Consider the following 20,361-nt stretch of genomic DNA (forward strand, 5'->3'; position numbering starts at 1 on the left):
CCTCCTATTAGTATTTCATGATACCCATATAGCGCCGGGAACTCATGGGATGTCCAAGCCGCTGAGAGAGCCTCAGACAGTAGTCAGAAGCAATGGCATGCAGCACCAGCGGGGCCACGATATCCTGAACCTCTGCCGGAATCCCCGTCAAATCCAGGGCAGCGGCGTCCAACACCGTTAGCTTGTCGGTTACCCGCTGAAGGAACTTCACCGCCCGTTCCTCCACACTGCGCCACGGCCCGATCCCCAGGAATGCAACCACTGCCGTTTCTTTGTCAATTGCTTCACAGGCGCCATGGAACAATTCGCCTGCGTGGAGCGGAGATGAGTGGCGCCATACGGACTCCATAAAGGAACAGTTGGTGAGAATGTACGCAATGCAGCGATCTAAACCGGCGGAAACGGTATAGATGATGGGTTCCGTGCGGTGATTCGCGGCAAATTCCAGAGCTTCCGGCTTAAAACTAGCCGTCGCACGCCCGCACACTTCCTCCAAATTCTCCATAGCCGTTTCCATAATCGGCAAACGCTTTGTTCCTTCCCACACATCCAGTAAAGCAAACACCGTCTGATAGACCTCCGGGAAGATGGATAGCAGCAGCGGATAGGGATTCACCGGGTCATCATAGTAGTAGATGGGGAAGTCCACAGCTTGCTCCAGAGGAGATTCAGGCGCCGTAGTATATGCAGCTGTCAAAGCGCCGCGCTCCTTAGCCAGTTGCGCCGCGCGGACGGTCTCTGCCGTGGTGCCGCTTTGAGAGTTGAGAACCACCAGACAATCCTCTCCCAGTCCCTTGGGCGGCTCTGCGGCAAACTCTGCCGCATTCACCGCCGCAGCGGAAACCTTATCCGTTTCCGCAGTCAAAATATATCGGAAAGGATCTAAGGTAGCCAGCGAACCACCGCAAGCCACAACCCACACATGGCGGATATTGCGTGACGCCACAGCTGCTGCCAAGGCTTCAATTTGCCGACGGACCAGTGCAATCTTTTCTTCGTGCATAAAAACTCCTCCTAAACATATTTTTCCTCATCTATCTCAGGCAGTTAAGTCCTGTAACGCTCTCTGCCGCATTTTGCTCAACTTTCTGAGTTTTTTTAAAAGTATCATGGTGCACGGAAAATGTAAATGGAATTTACGGCGGTCTTTCATGTAAATTTTTGTACCAACCTTGCTAAAAAATCAAACCCCAATTAAGCCGGACAGCCATCACATTCCGACTTGGTTCTCGGTGGCAAAGAGATTAAGTAGTGCTTACTGAACGGCGCAAAAAATCTCGGAAACCATTGAAAACACTGGGAGAAACAAGGGTAATATGGTATAATATCTGCAAAAGGATTCAGGAGTTCTAAAGAAAAAGTTTGCAGGTGATGAAGATGTATCGGCACGAAGTTTATGACCAGCTTAAGATGGAGATGCCCTTTGGGGTCACATTGCGTGAGGATAACCGGTGGGTAATCCTCAGCAAGAAGTTCCCTTGGGAAGAGATTGACCGGGAGTATCAGGAACATTTCAAAAGCAGTGAGGGCCAAGTGGCCATTCCATCTCGTCTGGCCTTCGGGGCACTGTACATCCAGGCCGAGGAAGGCTACACAGATGAACAGACCAGACGAAATATCCAGGAGAACCCCTATCTGCAGTACTTCTGCGGATTTGAGTGCTACACCATGGAATCGCCTTTCGACGCATCCATGATGACACATTTCAGGAAGCGTATTTCTCCTGAGATGATTCAACGGATCAACGATCTGGTTTTTGCGCCAGAAGCAGTTGCCAGCACGGATAATCCCGAGGAAGATGATTCCGTAAATCAGGAAGACAGTGAGGACCCTCTCTCAGCACAGCCGACAGAAAAATCTGAGAACCGTGGAACACTGATTCTTGACGCGACCTGCTGTCCGGCAGATATCCATTATCCGACGGACGCTGGGCTGCTGAACCACGCCCGGGAGCTGGTAGAGAAAATGATTGACAGGCTCGGAAAAGATATTTGGCATACATCAAGAAGCGTACCCATACTGTACGAGAAACGCGGATGGTGCTCCGTGGGAATTTGCAATATATCCAGCGAGATATCGGCTACATCGAGAAGATGGTGGCCCACGGCGTGTCCTTATCGCTGCTGGGGAATGACCTATACAGGAAGCTGCTGGTGATCCAGGAACTCTGCCGCCAACAGTGGGACTTGTATGTGCGGAAGAGTCATCAGATTGAAGACCGCATCGTCAGCATCGATCAGCCGCATGTTCGTCCTATTGTGCGAGGTAAAGCGGGATGTCCAACTGAGTTTGGTGCCAAGGTCATAGTAGGTCTTGTGAGTGGTTACGCTTTCCTGATGAAGGCTGACTGGAACAACTACTCTGAGAGCAGAAGTCTGAAGCAGGTCGTTGAGGAATACAAAGAGACCTTTGGCTTCTACCCAAAGACGATTCTGGCAGACCGGGCTTATCCCGGCAGAGAAAATCGGCTTTGGTGCACCTCGCTGGGGATCCGTCTTTCAGGTCCCAGGCTGGGACGGAAGTCGGCAGAGGAGAAGCAGGCGGAAAGCAAACAGATCTACCAGGATGGCTGCGACCGCGTCGTGATTGAGGGAACATTTGGTGTCGTCAAGCGCCGATATAGCTTGGACCGGGTCATGACTCGGTTGCCCGACACTTCCATGACCTCAATTGCGATGGGCTTCTTTGCCGCAAATATGGAGCGCAAACTGCGTCTCCTTTTTACACCTGAATACGGTTGGGCTCTGGACTACGATTTTGACCTCGGCGAACTGGTCATTTTTCCGAGATTTCCAGATGTTCCAGCCATTCAGTAGCCCTAAAATATGCTGTGTTGTCCACGGCTTCCAACCATTCATTGGATGGTTCGTCCCCTGGAACCTCTACCGCCAGATGAGAGAACCAGCTATCCGGTGCAGCGCCGTGCCAGTGTTTTACACCCACAGGAATATTTACTGCATCGCCAGGGCGTAGCTCCTGTGCCGGTTTGCCCCATTCCTGATAGTAACCTCGTCCGGCCACACAGACAAGAATCTGTCCGCATCCCCTTGGGCCGACAAAGGCCGTCAGCAATAGCAATTTGCATCGCAAATCAAGCACAAGCCGTTGTCACGATATATCTTCTCGGGAATACTTGAGATAGGTCTCAAAACTAAATGTAGAAGGCAAGATTTACTTTTTTCAAGTAATCTTGTCTTCTGTTTTTCGACCGCTTTTACACACAAAATGCCGCATACAGCGGAACAGACTTTAGCCCATCTTTCTCCCCGAAATTCTTGAGCGAAAGTCGGACTGAGTAAGCTGGCTTATTCCAGCAGATACACTTCCACCCCATCCGCCTTGCACGTTTCCAAATATTTGCAGAAATAATCTCTCGTCTCGCTCGTTTGCTCACGAAAAGTTCCGCTATCAAAATCAATACTGCTCCATACGGATTCCTGATTTACGCCTGTCATAATATGATCAATATCCCCATAGCGTTCCCTATATTCCGCCACATAAGTATCTCCACCGTTGATGATGACCGCTTTTCCAAACGTCATCATGTTTTGTAGAATTGCTGTAAGACCTTCAAAAATACTCTCGTGCGGAGCGTAATCATATACATCACAATTATCTATAAAGAATCCGTCAACACCTTTTTCATTTAGTTCCTGAGAAAGCTGTCCTATAAACTTCTGCCAGTCTGGGTTTGCTACATCCACCCATTCTTCTTCCTCCCAATGCTCATACTCACCGATTGCCAGTTCCGCATAGGTTGTATAGTACTCCCTGAAGTTTTCAATCGACCCAATATTTAGATATGTATCCATGCCGAAATAATGAAAAAGCTTTGGATCGTTTTATTGTCCCTTTTCCTGCTGACCGGCTGCGGACAGAAACCCGAAACGCCGGTCCCACCTTCCGACCCGTCTCCCACGCAGCAGGAACCCAATGAACCGCCTGCGAACACAGAGCCGGAAACGCCTGCCCGTGCAGAACACGTCGACTTGACCTTTTTCGTTGAGGGCGAGGAAGAAGCTCTGCCTGCCACCCTGTATGTCGGAGATGGGTACTCCCTCTATATTCCCGATGAGGACTGGGACGGCCCGGAGCAGTCCACGGAGAACGGCGTCCCGACAGACACCTGGGTCAGTGCCTTCAACAGCGATGTGGCGCTGTCTGTATCCCGCTATGGGGATATGACGGTCACGGAGGCGCGGGATGCCTTTGCTCAGTCCAGCGGCTATGAGTTTGAGGATCTGATGGGCGGCAGCCCCGGTGACCTGCTGACGGGCACAAATGAAAAGGGCGAATACCTTTCTTTCTTTGTAGCTGCGGGCGGCGGCGCGGATTCCTATGCTGTTTCGTGGCGGTATCCGGCGGAAGCGGCTGAAGGCTTCGGCGCCCGGCTGCCTACCATCGCGGAAACCTTCCTTGCAAGCTGAAGGATTCCCTCTGTCGAGAAATACTCCGCAGCCGGCAAATGCCCTCTGGGAGCTGTTTTGCGGAGGAAACGTTCCGAATCGCGCGAAAGACCGCCTTGTGCTTGACCCGGGCAGTTTTTTGCCGTGAAAACAGGCAATGCAGAATTTGGTACGGTCATTTTGACAACGTGGAAAAAACTGCTCCGGCACACAAGTGTCGGAGCAGTTTTGTTTACCGGAAAAACCCAGATAGACGGGCTTTTTGCTATGCAAAAGCATAGAAAAATAAGAAATGTGCCAGTTCCTCGCCCCTGCGGGGCAGCCGGAAATGATGAAGAAAAACTATTTGTGCATGTTCGCGGTGCGCTGCTCATGCAGGAAGCTTTATGGAGAATGAGGCGGCATATTGAGATCCCGGCCCCATCTATCGCTCACGCCTTTTCTTCTTCCCGGATGAACATGATGAAAAAGCTGACGGCCAGCAGTACACAGGAGACCCAGATGCCCCGTTCGGCCATGTGCGCCGACAACAGCGCCCCCAGTCCCGCGCCTATGGCAAACAGGCCGATGACGCCGAAATAGGTCAGCGCCTTACAGAGCACCTCCCGGTCATGGGTGTGAAAATAGACGCACAGGGCTTCCGTGCCGCTGCGCATATTGCCGATGCACATGGTGCTGGCGTAAGCGTGGCCCCGGACCTTGCGGAAGGTCTGCACCTGCATGGCACAGACAAAGGACACAACGGCGTTGGCGAAGGTGTTGGCCTCCTGCGGCAGAAAGCCCACCGCAAACAGCAAAGCGATCTCCGCTAAAATGATCATCTGCCGCCAGTGCACCTTCTCCGTGTACTTGAAATGGCGGTGGATGCACTCCGCCGCGAAGATCCCCAGCAGAAACGACAGCACCGGGACGAGATACCGGGCGCTGTGCCGCCACTGGCCGTCAAACAGATAGGCGCTGCACAGTACGATGTTGCCCGTCTGGGCATTGGCAAACACCTTGCCCCGGCAGAGATAGGTATAGGCGTCCTGCAAGCCGCCGGAGAGAATGATAAATGAGGCGGTCAGCAGGGATTCCGACATCTGGCCGTGATGATTCCGGAGGTTCACAATCAAGACTCCTCTTCAAGTGTTCTCATGGCTCAGCGTCTGCTGTTCCAGTGTTCTTTGGTCCGCAGACGGCTGATGGCCCGGGCCAGCTGGGCCTCCGCGTTCCGGTGCTCCTGCATACTTTTCTTTTGCAGAAGGGCCTCCTTCGCAGCGTCCTCCGCCCGTCTTGCCCGGTTGACGTCAATGTCCTCCGGCCGCTCCGCCGTGGACACCAGAAGCATGACCTCCCCTGCTTCGACCTTCACCAGTCCGGCGGAAACGGCCGCTGTCCGCAGCGAGCCGCCCACCGGCTGAAACCGCAGCTCCCCCGGCACCACAGCCGCGATCATATTGCTGTGGTGGGAGAGGATCCCCATTGCGCCGTCCGTACAGGGCACCACCATGAATTCGCAGTCACCGTCAAAGAACAGAGTGTCCGAGGCCAGGATCTGTGCGTGAAACGCGCTCATCAGACCTCACCTTCCTCGATCTTTTTCGCCTTGGCGACCACATCATCCAGCGTACCCACATTGTAGAAGGCCGCTTCCGGATACTGGTCCATTTCACCGTCCACGATGGCGGCAAAGCCCCGCAGGGTCTCCTTTAGAGGGACATACACGCCGGGGATACCGGTGAATTTTTCAGCTACATGGGTGGGCTGCGCCAGAAAGCGCTGGATGCGGCGGGCGCGGTTCACGGTCTGCCGGTCCTCGTCGCTCAGCTCGTCCATGCCGAGAATGGCGATGATGTCCTGCAATTCCTGATATTTTTGCAGCGTCTCCTGCACCCTCCGGGCGATGCGGTAATGCTCCGCGCCCACAATGTCCGCCTCCAAAATCCGGGAGGAGGATTCCAGCGGGTCCACGGCGGGGTAAATGCCCTGCTCAGAGATCTTCCGGCTCAGCACCGTGGTGGCGTCCAGATGGGCAAAGGTGGTGGCGGTGGCGGGGTCAGTCAAATCGTCGGCGGGCACATAGACCGCCTGTACCGAGGTGACGGAGCCGTCCTTGGTGGAGGTGATGCGCTCCTGCAACTGGCCCATCTCGTTGGCCAGCGTAGGCTGATAGCCCACGGCGGAGGGCATCCGGCCCCGCAGGGTGGAAACCTCGCTGCCTGCCTGCACAAACCGGAAAATGTTGTCGATGAACAGCAGCACGTCCTTGTGCTCCACGTCCCGGAAGTGCTCGGCCATGGTCAGGCCGGACAGCGCCACCCGCATACGGACGCCGGGAGATTCGTTCATCTGGCCGAAGACCAGCGCCGTCTTATCTGCCACGCCGCTCTCCCGCATTTCCCGCCAGAGGTCATTGCCCTCCCGGCTCCGCTCACCTACGCCGGTGAAGATGGAATAGCCGTTGTGCTCCATGGCTACGTTGTGAATCAGCTCCTGGATCAGCACGGTCTTACCCACACCGGCGCCGCCGAACAGGCCGATCTTGCCGCCCTTGGGATACGGCTCCAGCAGGTCGATGACCTTGATACCGGTCTCCAGAATCTCCACGGCGGGGCTTTGATCCTCAAAAGAGGGCGGATCCCGGTAAATGCTCTTGCGGGGCGTTTCCGCCGGGAGCGGCTCTCCGCCGTCGATGGGCTGGCCCAGCACGTTGAACATCCGGCCCAGCGTCTGCTCTCCTACCGGGACCTCAATGGTCTTGCCGGGAGCGGTTACCTTCATGCTCCGGGCCAGACCCTCGCTGCCCGCCAGCATGATGCAGCGGACGATCCGCTCGCTCATGTGCTGGGCTACCTCCATCACGCGGGTCTGGCCGTTCAGCTCCACGGACAGCGCTTCCTTGATCTTAGGCAGATGTCCGGCTTCAAACTCCACATCTACCACAGGGCCGGATACCTGCGTGATCGTTCCGATTTTCATTGTTATCCCTCGCTTCCAAAGGTTCTCCGCTGTGCTGCCGCGCCGGCGGAAATTTCTGTGATCTCCTGAGTGATGGCCGCCTGCCGCACGCGGTTGTATTGCAGCCGCAGAGCGCTCAACAGCTCCTCCGCGTTCTGGTTGGCGGCGTCCATAGCGGTCATGCGGGCGTTCTGTTCACTGCAGAAGCTATCCAGCAGGGCGCTGTACAGGAAGCCAGAGACATAGCTGGGGATCATGCTGTTCAGCACCGCCCCTACGGACGGATAGAATTCAAAGGGCTCCTGCACAGCCTTTTCCTTGGCGGGCGGCGTGAACTGCATCCGGTGGAAAGGCAGCAGCCGGGTGGACTTGGCCTCGGAGAGCAGACTGCTCTCCATATCGGTGTAGACCACAAAGATCTCCTTCAGCGTTCCCGTCAGGAAACCGTCCAGCAGCAGAGCGCTGATCTCCCGCGCCCGGTCCAGCGTGGGATTCTGGGCGGTGTAGAGAAAGCTGTGCTCAATGGGGATCCTGTGCTGGTCAAAGTACCGGCGGCCATACTCCCCCACTACATACAGCTTGGTGTCCGGGTGCTGGGCAAGGAGCTTTTCAGCCTCCTTGATGACGTTCTGGTTGTAGACCCCTGCAAGGCCCTTGTCCGCCGTGATGACCAGACACCCATAAGTGCCCTCCAGCGGTGTGTTATTGTCCGGCGGGTAGAAATAAGGACTGTCCACATCCCCCGCCGTGCGAAAGACCCGCTTGATCTCGCCCCGCAGCGCGTCAAAATACGGCCGGGTGTTGGCCAGATCGTTCCGTGCCTTCCGCAGCTTGGTGGAGGCGATGAGGTACATGGCGTTGGTGATCTTCCGGGTCTGCTGTACGCTTTCGATCCGGTTTTTGATCTCACGGGTATTGGCCATCTCACTCACCGCTCTTTTCCACGGCTTCCGTCTGGAACCGCGTCAGAAATTCTCTGGACAGCTTCAGGATCGTCTCCCGGTCCTCATCACTTAACTGACCGCTCTCATCGATCCGGCGGCACAGGGCCTGGTCCTGGGTCTCGATATAGGTCAGGAGCCCGGTGCGAAAATCGTCCATCCGCGCAAGGGGCACCGTCTGCATTACATGATCCAGCGCCGCCACCAGCAAAATCACCTGCTGGTGCTGCTGGTAGGGGTGGTTCTGGGGCTGGCGCAGCAGGCGCATCAGGCCCTGTCCGTAAATCAGCTGCCGTTTGGTGGTCTCGTCCAGATCGCTGGAAAACTGGGTAAAGACCTCCATCTCCCGGTACTGGGCCAGATCCAGACGCAGGGCGCCTGCCGCTTTTTTCATGGCCTTCGTCTGAGCGTCGCCGCCCACACGGGACACGGACAATCCCACGTTGACCGCGGGCCGCTGGCCGGAGAAGAACAGGCTGCTCTCCAGAAAGATCTGGCCGTCGGTAATGGAAATGATGTTGGTGGGGATGTAGGCGGACACGTCGCCGGCCTGGGTCTCCACGATGGGCAGCGCCGTCATGCTGCCGCCGCCCAATTCCTCCGAGAGGTGGGCAGAACGCTCCAGCAGACGGGAGTGCAGATAGAACACATCGCCGGGGTAGGCCTCCCGTCCGGGGGACCGCTCCAGCAGCAGGCTCAGCGTCCGGTAGGCCACGGCGTGCTTGGAGAGATCGTCATAGACGATCAGAACATCCCGGCCCTTCCGCATGAAATACTCGCCCAGCGCTGTTCCGGCATAGGGAGCGATGTACTGCAAGGACGCTGATGCGCTGGCGGGCGCATTCACCACGATGGTATAGTCCATAGCGCCCTTGTGCTTCAGATTCTCTACCAGTTGGGCGACGGAGCTGGATTTCTGCCCGATGGCGACGTAGATGCACACCACGCCCTTCCCTTTCTGGTTCAGAACGGTGTCCAGGGCGATGGCGGTCTTGCCGGTCTGCCGGTCGCCGATGATCAGCTCCCGCTGTCCCCGGCCAATGGGAAACATGGAGTCGATGGCGAGCAGGCCCGTCTCCATAGGCGCGTTTACCGGCTGGCGGTCAATGATGCCGGGGGCCGGGGACTCAATGGGCAGATAGCCCTCTGACGGAATGTCGCCTTGCCCGTCAATGGGCATACCCAGCGCGTCCACCACCCGGCCCAGAAAGCCGTCCCCTACCGGGATACCGGCGGTCTTACCTGTGCGGCGGACGATGCTGCCGGATTCAATGGCCTCACTGCCGCCGAACAGGATGCAGCCTACACGGTCCGGCCGCAGATCCTGCACCATGCCCTTCACACCGGAGGAAAATTGCAGAATTTCGCCGTAGGCCGCGTGCTCCAATCCGCTGACGGTGGCGATCTCGTCACCCACCGTCAGAACGCTGCCCACCTCCTCCGGCGCGGCATCCGGCTGCCAGTTGCGGACGGCCTCCCGCATCAGCGGGATCACGGAGACCCCGGCGGGGTTCAGCTGCTCCAACCGCTCCCGGAACTGCCGCAGACGGCCTTCCAGACTCCAGTCATACAGGTCGGCGCCCACTTCCATCCGAAAGCCCTTTTCCAGCGCGGGGTCCTGCTCCCAACGGAGGGGAACCTCCTGCCCGTACTGCTTTTTCAAAAAGGCCGCAAAACGGTTCCGCTGCGCCTCACTGGGGGCGTCCGCACTGCGCAGAACCGCTTCCAGTACCGTTTCACGCATGGGACTCCCCCCTCTCCGCCGCGTCCAAAAACTGATCGAACGCATCGCCGTCGGATTGCAGCACCAGCTTTTCCGTGGCTGTCACCGCCAGATCCTTCAGCTCCTTCTGCGCGTCGGACAGCAGCTTGTCATGCTCCCGCTGGGCAGCGGCATGGGCGTCCGCCAGAATTTGCTCCGCCTGTGCCCGTGCGTCGGAGAGCTGCCGCTGCATGGCGGCGTCCGCCGACTTCTGGGCGGCGGCGAGCTTTGCCGCAGCGTCGGCGTCGGCATTTTTCAACTGCTGACGGACCTCTGCCATCGTTTTCTCCGCGTCTGCCAGCGTCTTTGCCGCTTTCGCATCCTGCTCCTGATAGTACTGCTGCCGCTTCTCCATAAACGTCTTGACGGGCTTGTAGAGCAGCAGATACAGCCCGCCTGCCAGAATCACAAAATTCAGCAGGTGCAGCAAAATTTGCTGCCAATCAATATTCAACGGGATATTCACGGTTTCCCACCTGCCTTACTTATAGGACGAAGATGATCAGAATGACGACCAGCAGCGCATAAATGATAGCGGTTTCGATAAAGACCAGTCCCAGCATCAGCGTGGTACGGATCTTGCCCTCCGCCTCCGGCTGACGGGCGATCCCCTCCGCAGACTTGCTGACGGCAACGCCCATGGCCACGGCGCCGCCTGCGGCGGCAAGGCCGATGGCAATACCCGCGGCGATGGACTTGGACCCCGTGGCATCGTTCTGGGTCTGGGCGGTTTCCGCCGCAGCGGGTGCGGCAGCGGTATCCGTGGAAGAAGCGGCCAGTGCGGGGACTGTCAGGGACAGCACCACCAGCAGGATCAGGAACAGCGCGGGGACCTTTTTCTTAAGCAGTTTCATATTGATTACCTCCAAAATGATTCGATCCGTAAATGATTGGGACGGTCATGCCCGCCCGGACGCCGGTTCGGGACGCTCCGACACCTCGCCGTAGAACAACGCTGTGAGCATGGTCAGAACATAGGCCTGGATCAACGCGTGAAGCAGGGTGAACAGAACGCCCACCAGCACTGGCAGCACATAGCTCAGCTGCACATAGTAATAGACCAGCTCCGTTACCAGCAGGCCGCTGAGCAGCGCGCCGAACAGACGGAAGCTCATGGAAATAGGCAGCGAGAATTCCTTCAATGTGCTGCCCACGCCCTTCAGACCGTTGCCCGCGATCCCGCCGGAGAGGATCACAAGATAGGATAAGCAGCCAAGGGCGATGGCACCGTTTACGTCCGACAGCGGCGCGGGAAGGGTCACGGAGCGGCCCGTGGTGGTGACGGCCTGCAAGCCCAGCAGCTCAAACAGCGTCCCCACGAAGATATACGCGCCCGCGCCGAAGATGTAGGCCCCCAGAAATCCGTTTCGCTGAGGACTGCTGGTTCTGGCCATACCGTCAAACAGGCTTACGGCCTGCTCCAGCAGCAGCTGGAACCGCCCCGGCACCAGCTTGAATTTCGGGATGACAAACACGCGGATACACGCCGCCGCTATCAGCAGGATAGCGGATACCGTCATGGCGGAGATCAGTCCCGGATTGACGTTTTTCCAGCCGAACAGGCTGATCTGATTTTCCTCATGCAGAACCGCGTCCCGCATGGCGGTCTGAATGGTCTCCGTTTTTCCCGGCGGCGCCGTCAACAGACTGCCCGCGAACAGGACCGCGATGAGCAGGACCCATAGGATCATAAATTTCTTTTTGCTTTTCATGCTGATAGCCGGTCTCCTTTCCACACCGGAATACAGGCGCTGCGGTCTGCCCTGACCGCGTCCCATTTTCCGGCGTGACCGTTAAAGGACTTGTCTTCTAAGAACGCCCGTATTATACTGTTCTAACAGAAAGATGTAAAAAGTATATTTGATATGTTGGACATATCTAAATGATATGGCACGGAGGCGAAAAAAGTGGCTGTTCCCTACGATTATTACCGCATTTTTTACTATGTTGCCCAACACAAGAGCTTTACCAAGGCCGCCGAAGCTTTGGGCAATAACCAGCCCAACATTACCCGCTGCATGAACAATCTGGAGCAGGATCTGGGCTGCAAGCTGTTTGTCCGCACCAACCACGGCGTCTCCCTGACCCCGGAAGGCCAACGGCTTTACAGCCGTGCTGCTGTGGCCTTTGAACAGTTGCGCCTTGGCGAAAGTGAACTCCGATCAGATTGCAGCCTGCGGACCGGCAGCATTTCCATTGCCGCCAGCGAAGCCGCGCTCCATCTGACCCTTCTGGACCGCCTTGACGCGTTTCACCGGCGGAATCCGGGGATCCACCTGCGGATCACCAACGATTCCACCCCCCGCGCCATGGAAGGGCTGCTGCGGGGACAGGTGGACTGCGCGGCGGTCACCACGCCCTGTCCGGTGAAAAAGTCCCTGCAGGAAACCGCGCTGGTCTCCTTCCGGGAGATCCTGATCTGCGGTTCGGATTTTCATGATCTGACCGCAGAAACGCAGAGTCTGCGGGATCTGGAAAACATCCCCTTTGTGTGCATGAGCAGAGGAACCAGTACATATACCTTTTATCAACAGCTGTTCTTAAAGTATAATCTGGCTTTTCATGTGGAAATGGAAGCCGGCACCATGGATCAGGTCCTCGCGATGGTGCAGAGCAATCTGGGCGTCGGTTTCTACCCGGAGTCCATGGCTGCTTCCGCCCTTGCCGCCGGGACGGTATTCCAGATCCACCTTGCGGAGCCGATCCCGGAACGGTTCGTCAACCTGATCGAGGATACATCCCGCCCTCAAAGCGTTGCCATGAAAGCCTTTAAGAAAATGCTGCTGGCCCCGGAGGAAGAGTAAAATACCGGAGAGGAAATCATTTCCTCTCCGGTGTTTTTTGGGGATGGTTTTGTGTCTGCCGGTATGGGCTTCCGTGCCGTCAGTCACCCAGCGCCTGCTTCAGATCGGCGATGATGTCATCCGGGTCCTCCAGACCGACGGACATCCGGATCATGCCGTCGGTAATGCCGGCGGCCTCCCGGATCTCCTTGGGAATCATGGTGTGGGTCATGGCGGCAGCCTGCTCCACCAGAGTCTCCGTATCGCCCAGAGAGACGGCCAGCGTGCAGAGCTTCAGGCTGTTGATGAACTTCTTACCGGCCTCCAGACCGCCGGCCACGTCAAAGGAGATCATGCCGCCTCCGCCCTTCATCTGCTTCTTGGCGATGGCGTACTGGGGATTGGATTCCAGGAAGGGATAGCGGACCATTTCGATCTTGGGATTGGCCTCCAGCCACTTGGCAATCTTCAGAGCGCTTTCATTGTACTGCTTCATGCGGACGCCCAGCGTCTTGAGTCCGCGGCACACCAGAAATGCGGTGAAGGGCGCCATGACGGAGCCAAAGTGCATGAGGGTACCCAGACGGCACTCCCGCAGGAACTGCTCATCGTTGGAGATCACCGCGCCGCCCAGCAGATCGCCGTGGCCGCCGATGTATTTGGTGAGGCTGTGGATGACTGCATCCACGCCCAGATCCAGCGGGGTGGTGTTGTAGGGCGTGGCAAAGGTGTTGTCGATAAAGACCTTGACGCCGTGCTTATGGGCGATCTCCACCACGGCGGCAATATCTACCAGCACCATGGTGGGGTTGGCGGGAGATTCCACATAGATCAGCTTGGTGTTGGGCTTGATCAGGCCCTCCAGTTGGCTGAGATTGGCGGCGTCAAAGGTATCGTGGGCGATCCCGAAGCGGGGCAGCCAGTCGCTGGTCACGTCCTCCGTGCCGGAATATTTGGCCTTGGTGAAAATAGCGTGGTCGCCGCTTTTCAGCAGTGCGAAAATCGCGCCGGAGACAGCGCCCATGCCGGACGCATAGGCCACGGCCCCCTTGCCGTGCTCCAGCGCCGCCAGCTTCTGCTCCAGATAATCCACGGAGGGATTGGTGATCCGGCTGTATGCAAAGCTCTCGGCGTAGTCATCGCAGGCCTTCACCGCATCGTCCGTGGAATCAAAATAGAATGTGGACGTCTGATAAATGGGCGGGATCAGGGCACCGTACATATCCCGCGGCTCGCCGGCGTGGACCTCTACCGTGTTGAATTTCAGATCTTCATGCTTCAAATCGGGGTGCTTCAAAACTAACTGGCTCATTTAAAATACCTCCCGTCGGTTGTGTGACTGCGCAAATGAATGCCTACTAACTTACTTGGTTGCATTGAGCATAGCACAAACACCCATGGAAACGGAAATATCCGAATGTTATCGCTGGCAATAACATTCGGATATTCAGCTTCTGCGTTTTGCCGCACGGTGGAAATGCGTCTGGGACCTAAAGTCCCGGAAGCACCATCCTTAGCGTTTGCGCTTGGGTGGTGGAGTTCACGTTGAGGCTGTGGCTGTCTTCATGACAGAATATATTTTCAAAATATCGTATAAAAGCGTGATTATTAAGCATAAAACGCCAATAAAAATGTGAGAAGCGATTCTGCGGAACGATTTATCTCAAAAAAATGCTGGCTTGGAAGAATTTTCCCTACCGCAAGCCCTTGATCTTGAAGGGCGTACGTCAGGTGGGTAAGACTTGGATTCTGAAAGAGTTCGGCAGGCGCTGTTATGCAAATACAGCTCAATAGGAGCTGAACAGTACGCAGATTTTGCGTATTGCTTGGTTCTTTTCTTTTTTTAAACCCGCAATGACAAAATTCACCAGAGCAGAACTCAGAAACATTCTCGGCGTCGCTTGCACCGAAGATGTTGAGAATCGCTTAGTTGCGCTGCATACAGACTGCTGCCGCAGTCATGCCTGAGGCAATCTTCGGATTGTCTTTACATAGTATCCGCTTTCAAAAAATAAAATATTTTGTGTTTTTGAAAGCGACATCTTGCATATACTATTAGCAGGCAGTATAATGAGCACAACGGGGCGGTTTCGAGAAATAAAAAAAATTCAATTTTTGAAAGCGGGTGACTATATGAAAACAATTACGAGAGCAAAGTATCTCGATAGAATCATTGAACTGAACGGCACTCCTGACATCAAAATCATCACGGGCATTCGTCGATCCGGTAAGTCCAAGCTGATGCAGGCGTATATTGAGTATCTGAAAAGTAATTTTGAAAACATCAATATCATCTTCATTGACTTCATGGATTTGGCCTATGAAGAAATCAAGGAATACCATGCCCTACATGCCTATGTGGAAGAACATTATCAGGAAGGTAAAACGAACTACCTGTTTGTAGACGAGGTTCAGATGTGCCCCAAGTTTGAGCTGGCAATCAACAGCCTGTACTCTAAGGGAAAATACGACATCTATGTAACAGGCTCCAATGCTTTCCTGTTGAGTGCGGATCTGGCAACTCTGTTTACCGGACGCTATATTGAAATTCATGTGTTTCCTTTCAGCTTCCAGGAATATTGCCAATATTATGATGATATTAGCGACAAAGATAAGCTCTTTGATGATTACACTATCAAGGGCGGTTTAGCAGGTTCCTATGCTTATAGAACCGAAAAAGACAGAACAAACTATATCGAAGAGGTCTACAAAACGATTGTGACAAGGGATTTGGTGCAGAAATATGCGCTCCCGGACACTTTGGTTTTACAACGTCTGAGCGAGTTCCTTATGGATAATATCAGCAATCTGACTTCCCCCAACAAGGTTAGTCAGCTGCTAACGGCAAACGATACCCCGACCAATCATGTAACCGTTGGCAAGTACATTAAGCATTTGTGCAATGCTTTTGTATTTTATGATATTAAGAGATACGACATCCGAGGCAAGAAATATCTTGAAAGCTCTGAAAAGTTCTATCTTTGTGACAGCGGTATTCGATATGCAATACTGGGAAGCAGAAATATAGATTATGGCAGAGTATATGAAAACATCGTTTGCATTGAGCTTCTTCGCCGGGGATATGATGTTTATGTCGGCAAGCTCTACCAAAAAGAAATCGACTTTGTTGCGCAGAGAGGCAGCGAGAAGTTTTATATTCAGGTCAGCGACAACATTTCCGGGCAGGAAACATTTGAGAGAGAATGCTCTCCTCTGCTTCAGATTCGAGATGCTTATCCGAAAATGATTATTGCCAGAACCAAACATCCAAAATACAGTTATGAAGGAATCGAAATTCATGATATAGCCGATTGGTTGCTACGAGAATAAGCAAGGCGAAATATCTCTGTCATTCTCTATTGTAAGATCCACGCAAAGACAAGCCCTCAGTCAAGGGGAACGGATCACGGGATATGCGGCGTCTGTTCCGAGCTGTCCGCAATCTCTGCACCGCAGGCAGGGGATCGGTTACTTTACCTGACAGCCATATCCGAATGAGGACACAATAATATTACGCGAAACGCAAGATACCTCGGGATACTTGCTTTTGTTATGTGTGAAAAGCATTCTGCTCACGATAGGTGCAGAGTCTGTCCACAGGGGAATCTATCTGTGTCTATCATACTGCTTTCCCGTGTCCAATTTCTACCCCTTCTGTGCCCAGTTTCATCTTACTGCGTCCCAAGAAGAAGTTGCGGAATTTGGAAAGAGAAATACTGCTGTGAGATTGGCCAGATGGCCAGTGGCGGAATCGAAATGTAACATAAAACGCTTTGCTGGACCTGCATACTTTTCCGGTCCAACAAAGCGTTTTAGTATTTTTAACAAAACTTTTTTACTACATCTGTGTAAACACACAAAAACGACCGTTTGCGTTAACAGGTATTGAAAAAACGATTACATAGTGCTATGATTTCCCTGCGTTCTGGAAAAAACAATAAAGAATAGAGCGCACGAGGAAAAGAAGGGAGAAACAGCATGAGAAAAAAATTGATTGCACTGCTTTTGGCAGCGGTCACCACGGTGTCTTTGCTGTCCGGCTGTGGAGCCGACAGCGGTGTGATGGACACTGCTAACGCCAACGCAGTGGCTGGCGGCAACAGTAACCTGCCTGTGGTTACCTGGAAGATGGGGTCCACTTGGGGTGCCGGCAACGTCCACTTCACTGTGGATCAGCGCTTCGGCGAAATCCTCAGCCAGCTCACCGGAGGTCGCTTTACCGTGACTAACTATTCCGAAGGCGAGCTTTGCTCCGCCAAAGAGCTGTTTGATTATGTCAGTCAGGGCACCATTCAGTGCGGCGGCGACTGGGGCGGCTACTGGTCCGGCAAGGACACCGCGTTCGAGCTGCTGTCCACCATTATGGACGACTTCACCGCTCTGGACTACTACACCTGGATCTATGAGGCCGGCGGTCTGGACTGCTACAAGGAAATGTACGGCCAGTACAACATGAACTATTTCCCGCTGGTCACCAACCCCTCCGAGTCCGGTATCCGCTCTGTGAAGCCCATTACCTCCATCGCTGATATGCAGAAGATGAAGATCCGTCTGGGCGGCGTTATGGCTGGTAAGGCTGCTCAGAAGCTGGGCATCAACATCACCACCGTGGCTGCTTCCGAACTGTATGAGTCCCTGCAGCGCGGCGTCATCGATGGCGGCGAGTTCTCCGGCCCCAAGGCTGACGACTCCCTGAAGCTGCAGGAAGTGGCCAAGTACTGGTGCGCTCCCGCTTGGTATCAGTCTGCCGGCGTCAACGGCGTCATGGTGAACATGGACGCCTGGAACAAGCTGCCCGAGGAATACCAGACCGCCTTTGAGACCGCCGCCCGCCTCTGCTGCGGCGAACAGTTGTCCCGCTACATTTACAACGATATGACCGTCACCAACAAGATGATCGACGAGGAGGGCATCACGGTAACTCACCTCAACGACGAGGACTGGCAGAAGATCCGTGAGACCTGCCTCCAGACCTATGCGGAGGAGTGCGAGATCAACCCCAACTTCAAGATGGTCTATGACTCCATGCAGGCTTATCGTGAGACTGCCAACAACTACCGCGACTGGACCGGCGACTATGGCTTCGGCTTCAACCGGACCGAAGGTTAAGCCCCTTTCCTTATAAGAAATTCTGAAACATAAGAGAAAGAGGTGCTGAAATGAAAGTAATCAAAGGGATCTGCAACGGCATCGATAAGTTCAACGACATCCTTGGCCGTGTGTTTTCCGTTCTGGTGCTGGGCATTCTCGGTGTCATCCTCTGCGAGGTCGTTCTGCGGCGTATTTTCAACCGTCCCCAGATCTGGACCCAGGATCTGACCGTGATGCTCTTTGCCTGCTACATTATCCTGATCTGCGCGTATGGCTTCCAGAAGAAAGCCTTCGTGGCAGTAGACGTGATATTTGCCATGCTGCCCCAGATGGCGCAGCACATCCTGCACATCATTACTTACCTGATTTTCCTGGTGCCCTTTGTGGTAAGTATGCTGCCCACAAGCTGGAGATTTTTCCTGCGGGCCTACACCACCCATGAGCAGACCTACTCCGTGTGGGCCGCGCCTACCTGGCCGGTGAAGCTGTGCCTGTTTATCGGCCTTGCGCTGCTGGCGATTCAGTCTGTCTCTGAGATTCTCAAGCAGGTTCAGGCCATTGTGGAGCTGGCACAGGGGAAGAAAACGCTTCCCGCTGACGGAAAGGAGGCCCAGTAATGGCGGCAATTATGCAACAACTTCAGGCGTGGGTCTCCGCGTCCGGTATTCTCGCTGATAAGATGGCGGTCATCATGATCATCGCCCTGTTCGGCCTGATGGTTGTGGGCCTGGTGCTGGGTCAGGAACTGGCCTTCGTGCTGGGCGGCGCCGGTGTCATCATCGGCTGGCTGGCTTGGGGCGGCCCCGGCGTTACCATCGCCATGACCAAAATTTACGACCAGATGCAGAGTTACTCCATGGTGGCAATCCCCATGTTCGTGCTGATGGCAAACTTCCTGACCCATTCCAAGGTGGCAGATGGCCTGTTTGAGTCCATCCGTTACCTTCTTGGCCCCCTGAAGGGCGGTCTGGGTCTGGCCGTCATTCTGGTTTCCACTGTGTTCGCCGCCACCACCGGTATCGTGGGCGCATCCGTGGTCACCATGGGTATGCTGTCCCTGCCTGTGCTGCTTCGCAGCGGCTACAAGCCCTCTCTGGCCTGCGGCATGGTGTGCGCCGGCGGTTCTCTGGGTATTCTGATCCCGCCCTCCATCATGCTGGTGTCTATGGGCAGCTATGCGGAGGTTTCTGTCGGCAAGATCTTCTTTGCCGCCATTACCCCCGGTCTGATGCTTTCCCTGTGCTACATCATCTACCTGATGGTGGTCTGCCGCATTCATCCAGATTGGGGTCCGGCCATGAGCGCTGAGGAACTGGCTGAGATGCCTCTGAAGAAGCGCATCAGCGGTTCCCTCATCAACCTGATCCCGCCCCTGATCCTGATCTTCGCCGTGCTGGGTTCCATCTTCGGCGGTATTGCCACGCCTACGGAGGCTGCCGGCATGGGTGCGATCTTTGCATTGATCCTGGCAATTTTCTATAAGCAGTTCAGTCTGGAAATGCTGAAGGAGTCTCTGATCGATACTGCCAAGACCACCGCCATGGTGTTCATCATCCTGTTCGGCGCCGCGGCCTTCACCGGCGTGTTCATGTCTCTGGACGGCGATCAGATCATTGCGAACTGGGTGCTGGGCATGGGCATCGGCAAGTGGGGCGCTTTCGCCATCATGTGCGTCATTGTCTTCATCCTGGGTATGTTCATCGATTGGCTGGGCATCGTGATGATCGTATTTCCGATCTTCCTGCCCATTATGGACCAGTTCGGCTTTGACCGGCTGTGGCTGGTGGCTGTCACTGCCACGTTGCTGCAGACCTGCTTCATGACCCCACCTTTCGGCTTTGCTCTGTTCTATGTCAAGGGCATCCTGCCGGGGGATGTCAAGATCCAGGAAGTTTACAAGGGCGTTATTCCCTTTATCATCATTATCTGCATCGTCACCGTTCTGTGTGCAGTATTCCCGCCTCTGGTGACCTGGCTACCCAGCCTGCTGGCTAGCTAAGCAGAAAACAAAACATTAAGGATCAGTGCCCCGCCATTTTTGGCGGGGCACTGATTTGCATAGCGCTTTTAATGAACACGCATGCAGATGCATTAACAATAAAATCAAGACTCTACGGTGCAAATGGTACAGCTATCCAGGCGATAACTACTTCTTCCTGAAACTATTCGATGTCAGATGGAAACCCTATATCAGAAATTCTTCATTCTACTGCTTTTATGATTGCCTCCCTGATATGTTTTTATAACCATGAACGCATACAGCTTGCTACAAAAATGACCTCTATGGAAGTTCGATTTGGCACCGCTGCATGGCTAGTGTCCTAAATTATTGTCTAATTGACAGGGGTTGGCACAAGCCAGTGTCCGGTTTATGGGACACCTATGTGTGATAGACTACGGATAGAATCAAACGAAACAGAATCTTTCAAAAAATATTT

The 20,361-nt window shown here is 54.7% G+C and carries 19 protein-coding genes and 1 pseudogene; 8 read left to right on the forward strand and 12 right to left on the reverse strand.

The annotated features are described in order from the left end of the window. Positions 1-7 precede the first annotated feature (7 nt). The gene (locus H8Z83_RS09960; protein WP_187014882.1) at positions 8-1,003 is read right to left on the reverse strand and encodes an SIS domain-containing protein; all 996 of its coding nucleotides are present in this window, start codon (positions 1,001-1,003) and stop codon (positions 8-10) included. A 368-nt stretch (positions 1,004-1,371) separates the two neighbouring features. On the opposite strand from H8Z83_RS09960, the gene H8Z83_RS09965 reads away from it, so the two are divergent. Together H8Z83_RS09965 and H8Z83_RS09970 are read left to right on the forward strand one after the other, a co-directional pair. Then, positions 1,372-2,157: a transposase gene (locus tag H8Z83_RS09965; protein ID WP_243184905.1), complete on the forward strand. Its 786-nt coding sequence runs from the start codon at positions 1,372-1,374 to the stop codon at positions 2,155-2,157. After that, positions 2,154-2,816 (forward strand): transposase, encoded by a 663-nt coding sequence (locus tag H8Z83_RS09970; protein ID WP_187014884.1) that lies wholly within the window; start codon positions 2,154-2,156, stop codon positions 2,814-2,816. The genes H8Z83_RS09965 and H8Z83_RS09970 overlap by 4 nt, the downstream gene beginning before the upstream one ends. On the opposite strand, the pseudogene H8Z83_RS19600 reads toward H8Z83_RS09970, so the two are convergent. Both H8Z83_RS19600 and H8Z83_RS09975 read right to left on the reverse strand, forming a co-directional pair. After that, a pseudogene (locus H8Z83_RS19600) lies at positions 2,776-3,045 on the reverse strand (cupin domain-containing protein); the annotation flags it as partial. The gene H8Z83_RS09970 and the pseudogene H8Z83_RS19600 overlap by 41 nt on opposite strands. 260 nt (positions 3,046-3,305) lie before the next feature. Further along, positions 3,306-3,812, reverse strand: coding sequence for an endo alpha-1,4 polygalactosaminidase (locus H8Z83_RS09975; protein WP_243184888.1), 507 nt, complete (start codon positions 3,810-3,812; stop codon positions 3,306-3,308). A 9-nt stretch (positions 3,813-3,821) separates the two neighbouring features. On the opposite strand from H8Z83_RS09975, the gene H8Z83_RS09980 reads away from it, so the two are divergent. Beyond that, positions 3,822-4,427 (forward strand): putative periplasmic lipoprotein, encoded by a 606-nt coding sequence (locus H8Z83_RS09980; RefSeq protein WP_207732042.1) that lies wholly within the window; start codon positions 3,822-3,824, stop codon positions 4,425-4,427. Positions 4,428-4,837: 410 nt separating this feature from the next. On the opposite strand, the gene H8Z83_RS09985 is transcribed toward H8Z83_RS09980, so the two are convergent. From H8Z83_RS09985 to H8Z83_RS10020, 8 genes are read right to left on the reverse strand one after another with little or no spacing between them, the layout of a single operon-like run. Further along, a complete protein-coding gene (locus tag H8Z83_RS09985; protein WP_366464079.1) occupies positions 4,838-5,515 on the reverse strand; it encodes a YoaK family protein in 678 nt (225 codons plus the stop codon). 32 nt (positions 5,516-5,547) lie between these two features. Further along, positions 5,548-5,964 carry an ATP synthase F1 subunit epsilon gene (gene atpC / locus H8Z83_RS09990; protein ID WP_187014886.1) on the reverse strand — a complete coding sequence of 139 codons (417 nt, stop codon included), beginning with the start codon at positions 5,962-5,964 and terminating at the stop codon, positions 5,548-5,550. Then, entirely contained in the window at positions 5,964-7,367 is a 1,404-nt protein-coding gene (gene atpD, locus H8Z83_RS09995; RefSeq protein WP_187014887.1) for a F0F1 ATP synthase subunit beta, read from the reverse strand. Before atpD ends, atpC begins: the two co-directional genes overlap by 1 nt. A gap of 2 nt (positions 7,368-7,369) precedes the next feature. Next, positions 7,370-8,269 carry an ATP synthase F1 subunit gamma gene (gene atpG / locus H8Z83_RS10000; protein WP_187014888.1) on the reverse strand — a complete coding sequence of 300 codons (900 nt, stop codon included), beginning with the start codon at positions 8,267-8,269 and terminating at the stop codon, positions 7,370-7,372. A gap of 1 nt (position 8,270) precedes the next feature. Continuing rightward, positions 8,271-10,031 (reverse strand): F0F1 ATP synthase subunit alpha, encoded by a 1,761-nt coding sequence (gene atpA / locus H8Z83_RS10005; RefSeq protein ID WP_187014889.1) that lies wholly within the window; start codon positions 10,029-10,031, stop codon positions 8,271-8,273. Then, positions 10,024-10,515: a F0F1 ATP synthase subunit B gene (locus H8Z83_RS10010; RefSeq protein WP_187014890.1), complete on the reverse strand. Its 492-nt coding sequence runs from the start codon at positions 10,513-10,515 to the stop codon at positions 10,024-10,026. The genes atpA and H8Z83_RS10010 overlap by 8 nt, the downstream gene beginning before the upstream one ends. A 19-nt stretch (positions 10,516-10,534) precedes the next feature. After that, positions 10,535-10,903: an ATP synthase F0 subunit C gene (locus H8Z83_RS20380; protein ID WP_187014891.1), complete on the reverse strand. Its 369-nt coding sequence runs from the start codon at positions 10,901-10,903 to the stop codon at positions 10,535-10,537. Positions 10,904-10,948: 45 nt separating this feature from the next. Beyond that, complete coding sequence (locus H8Z83_RS10020) at positions 10,949-11,761, reverse strand: F0F1 ATP synthase subunit A (protein WP_187014892.1); 813 nt, start codon at positions 11,759-11,761, stop codon at positions 10,949-10,951. Positions 11,762-11,956: 195 nt separating this feature from the next. Here H8Z83_RS10020 and H8Z83_RS10025 point away from each other — a divergent pair, with 195 nt between their 5' ends. Continuing rightward, positions 11,957-12,853 (forward strand): LysR family transcriptional regulator, encoded by an 897-nt coding sequence (locus H8Z83_RS10025; RefSeq protein ID WP_187014893.1) that lies wholly within the window; start codon positions 11,957-11,959, stop codon positions 12,851-12,853. A gap of 79 nt (positions 12,854-12,932) precedes the next feature. Here H8Z83_RS10025 and H8Z83_RS10030 read toward each other — a convergent pair whose 3' ends face one another. Beyond that, entirely contained in the window at positions 12,933-14,144 is a 1,212-nt protein-coding gene (locus tag H8Z83_RS10030; protein WP_187014894.1) for a trans-sulfuration enzyme family protein, read from the reverse strand. Positions 14,145-14,929: 785 nt separating this feature from the next. On the opposite strand from H8Z83_RS10030, the gene H8Z83_RS10035 reads away from it, so the two are divergent. From H8Z83_RS10035 to H8Z83_RS10050, 4 genes are all read left to right on the forward strand, one after another. Further along, entirely contained in the window at positions 14,930-16,162 is a 1,233-nt protein-coding gene (locus tag H8Z83_RS10035; RefSeq protein ID WP_366464103.1) for an ATP-binding protein, read from the forward strand. Between the two features lie 648 nt (positions 16,163-16,810). Next, positions 16,811-17,941 (forward strand): TRAP transporter substrate-binding protein, encoded by a 1,131-nt coding sequence (locus H8Z83_RS10040; RefSeq protein WP_187014895.1) that lies wholly within the window; start codon positions 16,811-16,813, stop codon positions 17,939-17,941. Between the two features lie 50 nt (positions 17,942-17,991). Continuing rightward, the gene (locus H8Z83_RS10045) at positions 17,992-18,540 is read left to right on the forward strand and encodes a TRAP transporter small permease subunit (protein WP_187014896.1); all 549 of its coding nucleotides are present in this window, start codon (positions 17,992-17,994) and stop codon (positions 18,538-18,540) included. Then, positions 18,540-19,922, forward strand: coding sequence for a TRAP transporter large permease (locus tag H8Z83_RS10050; protein ID WP_207732036.1), 1,383 nt, complete (start codon positions 18,540-18,542; stop codon positions 19,920-19,922). The genes H8Z83_RS10045 and H8Z83_RS10050 overlap by 1 nt, the downstream gene beginning before the upstream one ends. The last annotated feature ends 439 nt before the right edge of the window (positions 19,923-20,361 follow it).

Source organism: Dysosmobacter segnis (assembly GCF_014297285.1).
GTDB classification, from domain to species: Bacteria; Bacillota; Clostridia; order Oscillospirales; family Oscillospiraceae; genus Oscillibacter; species Oscillibacter segnis.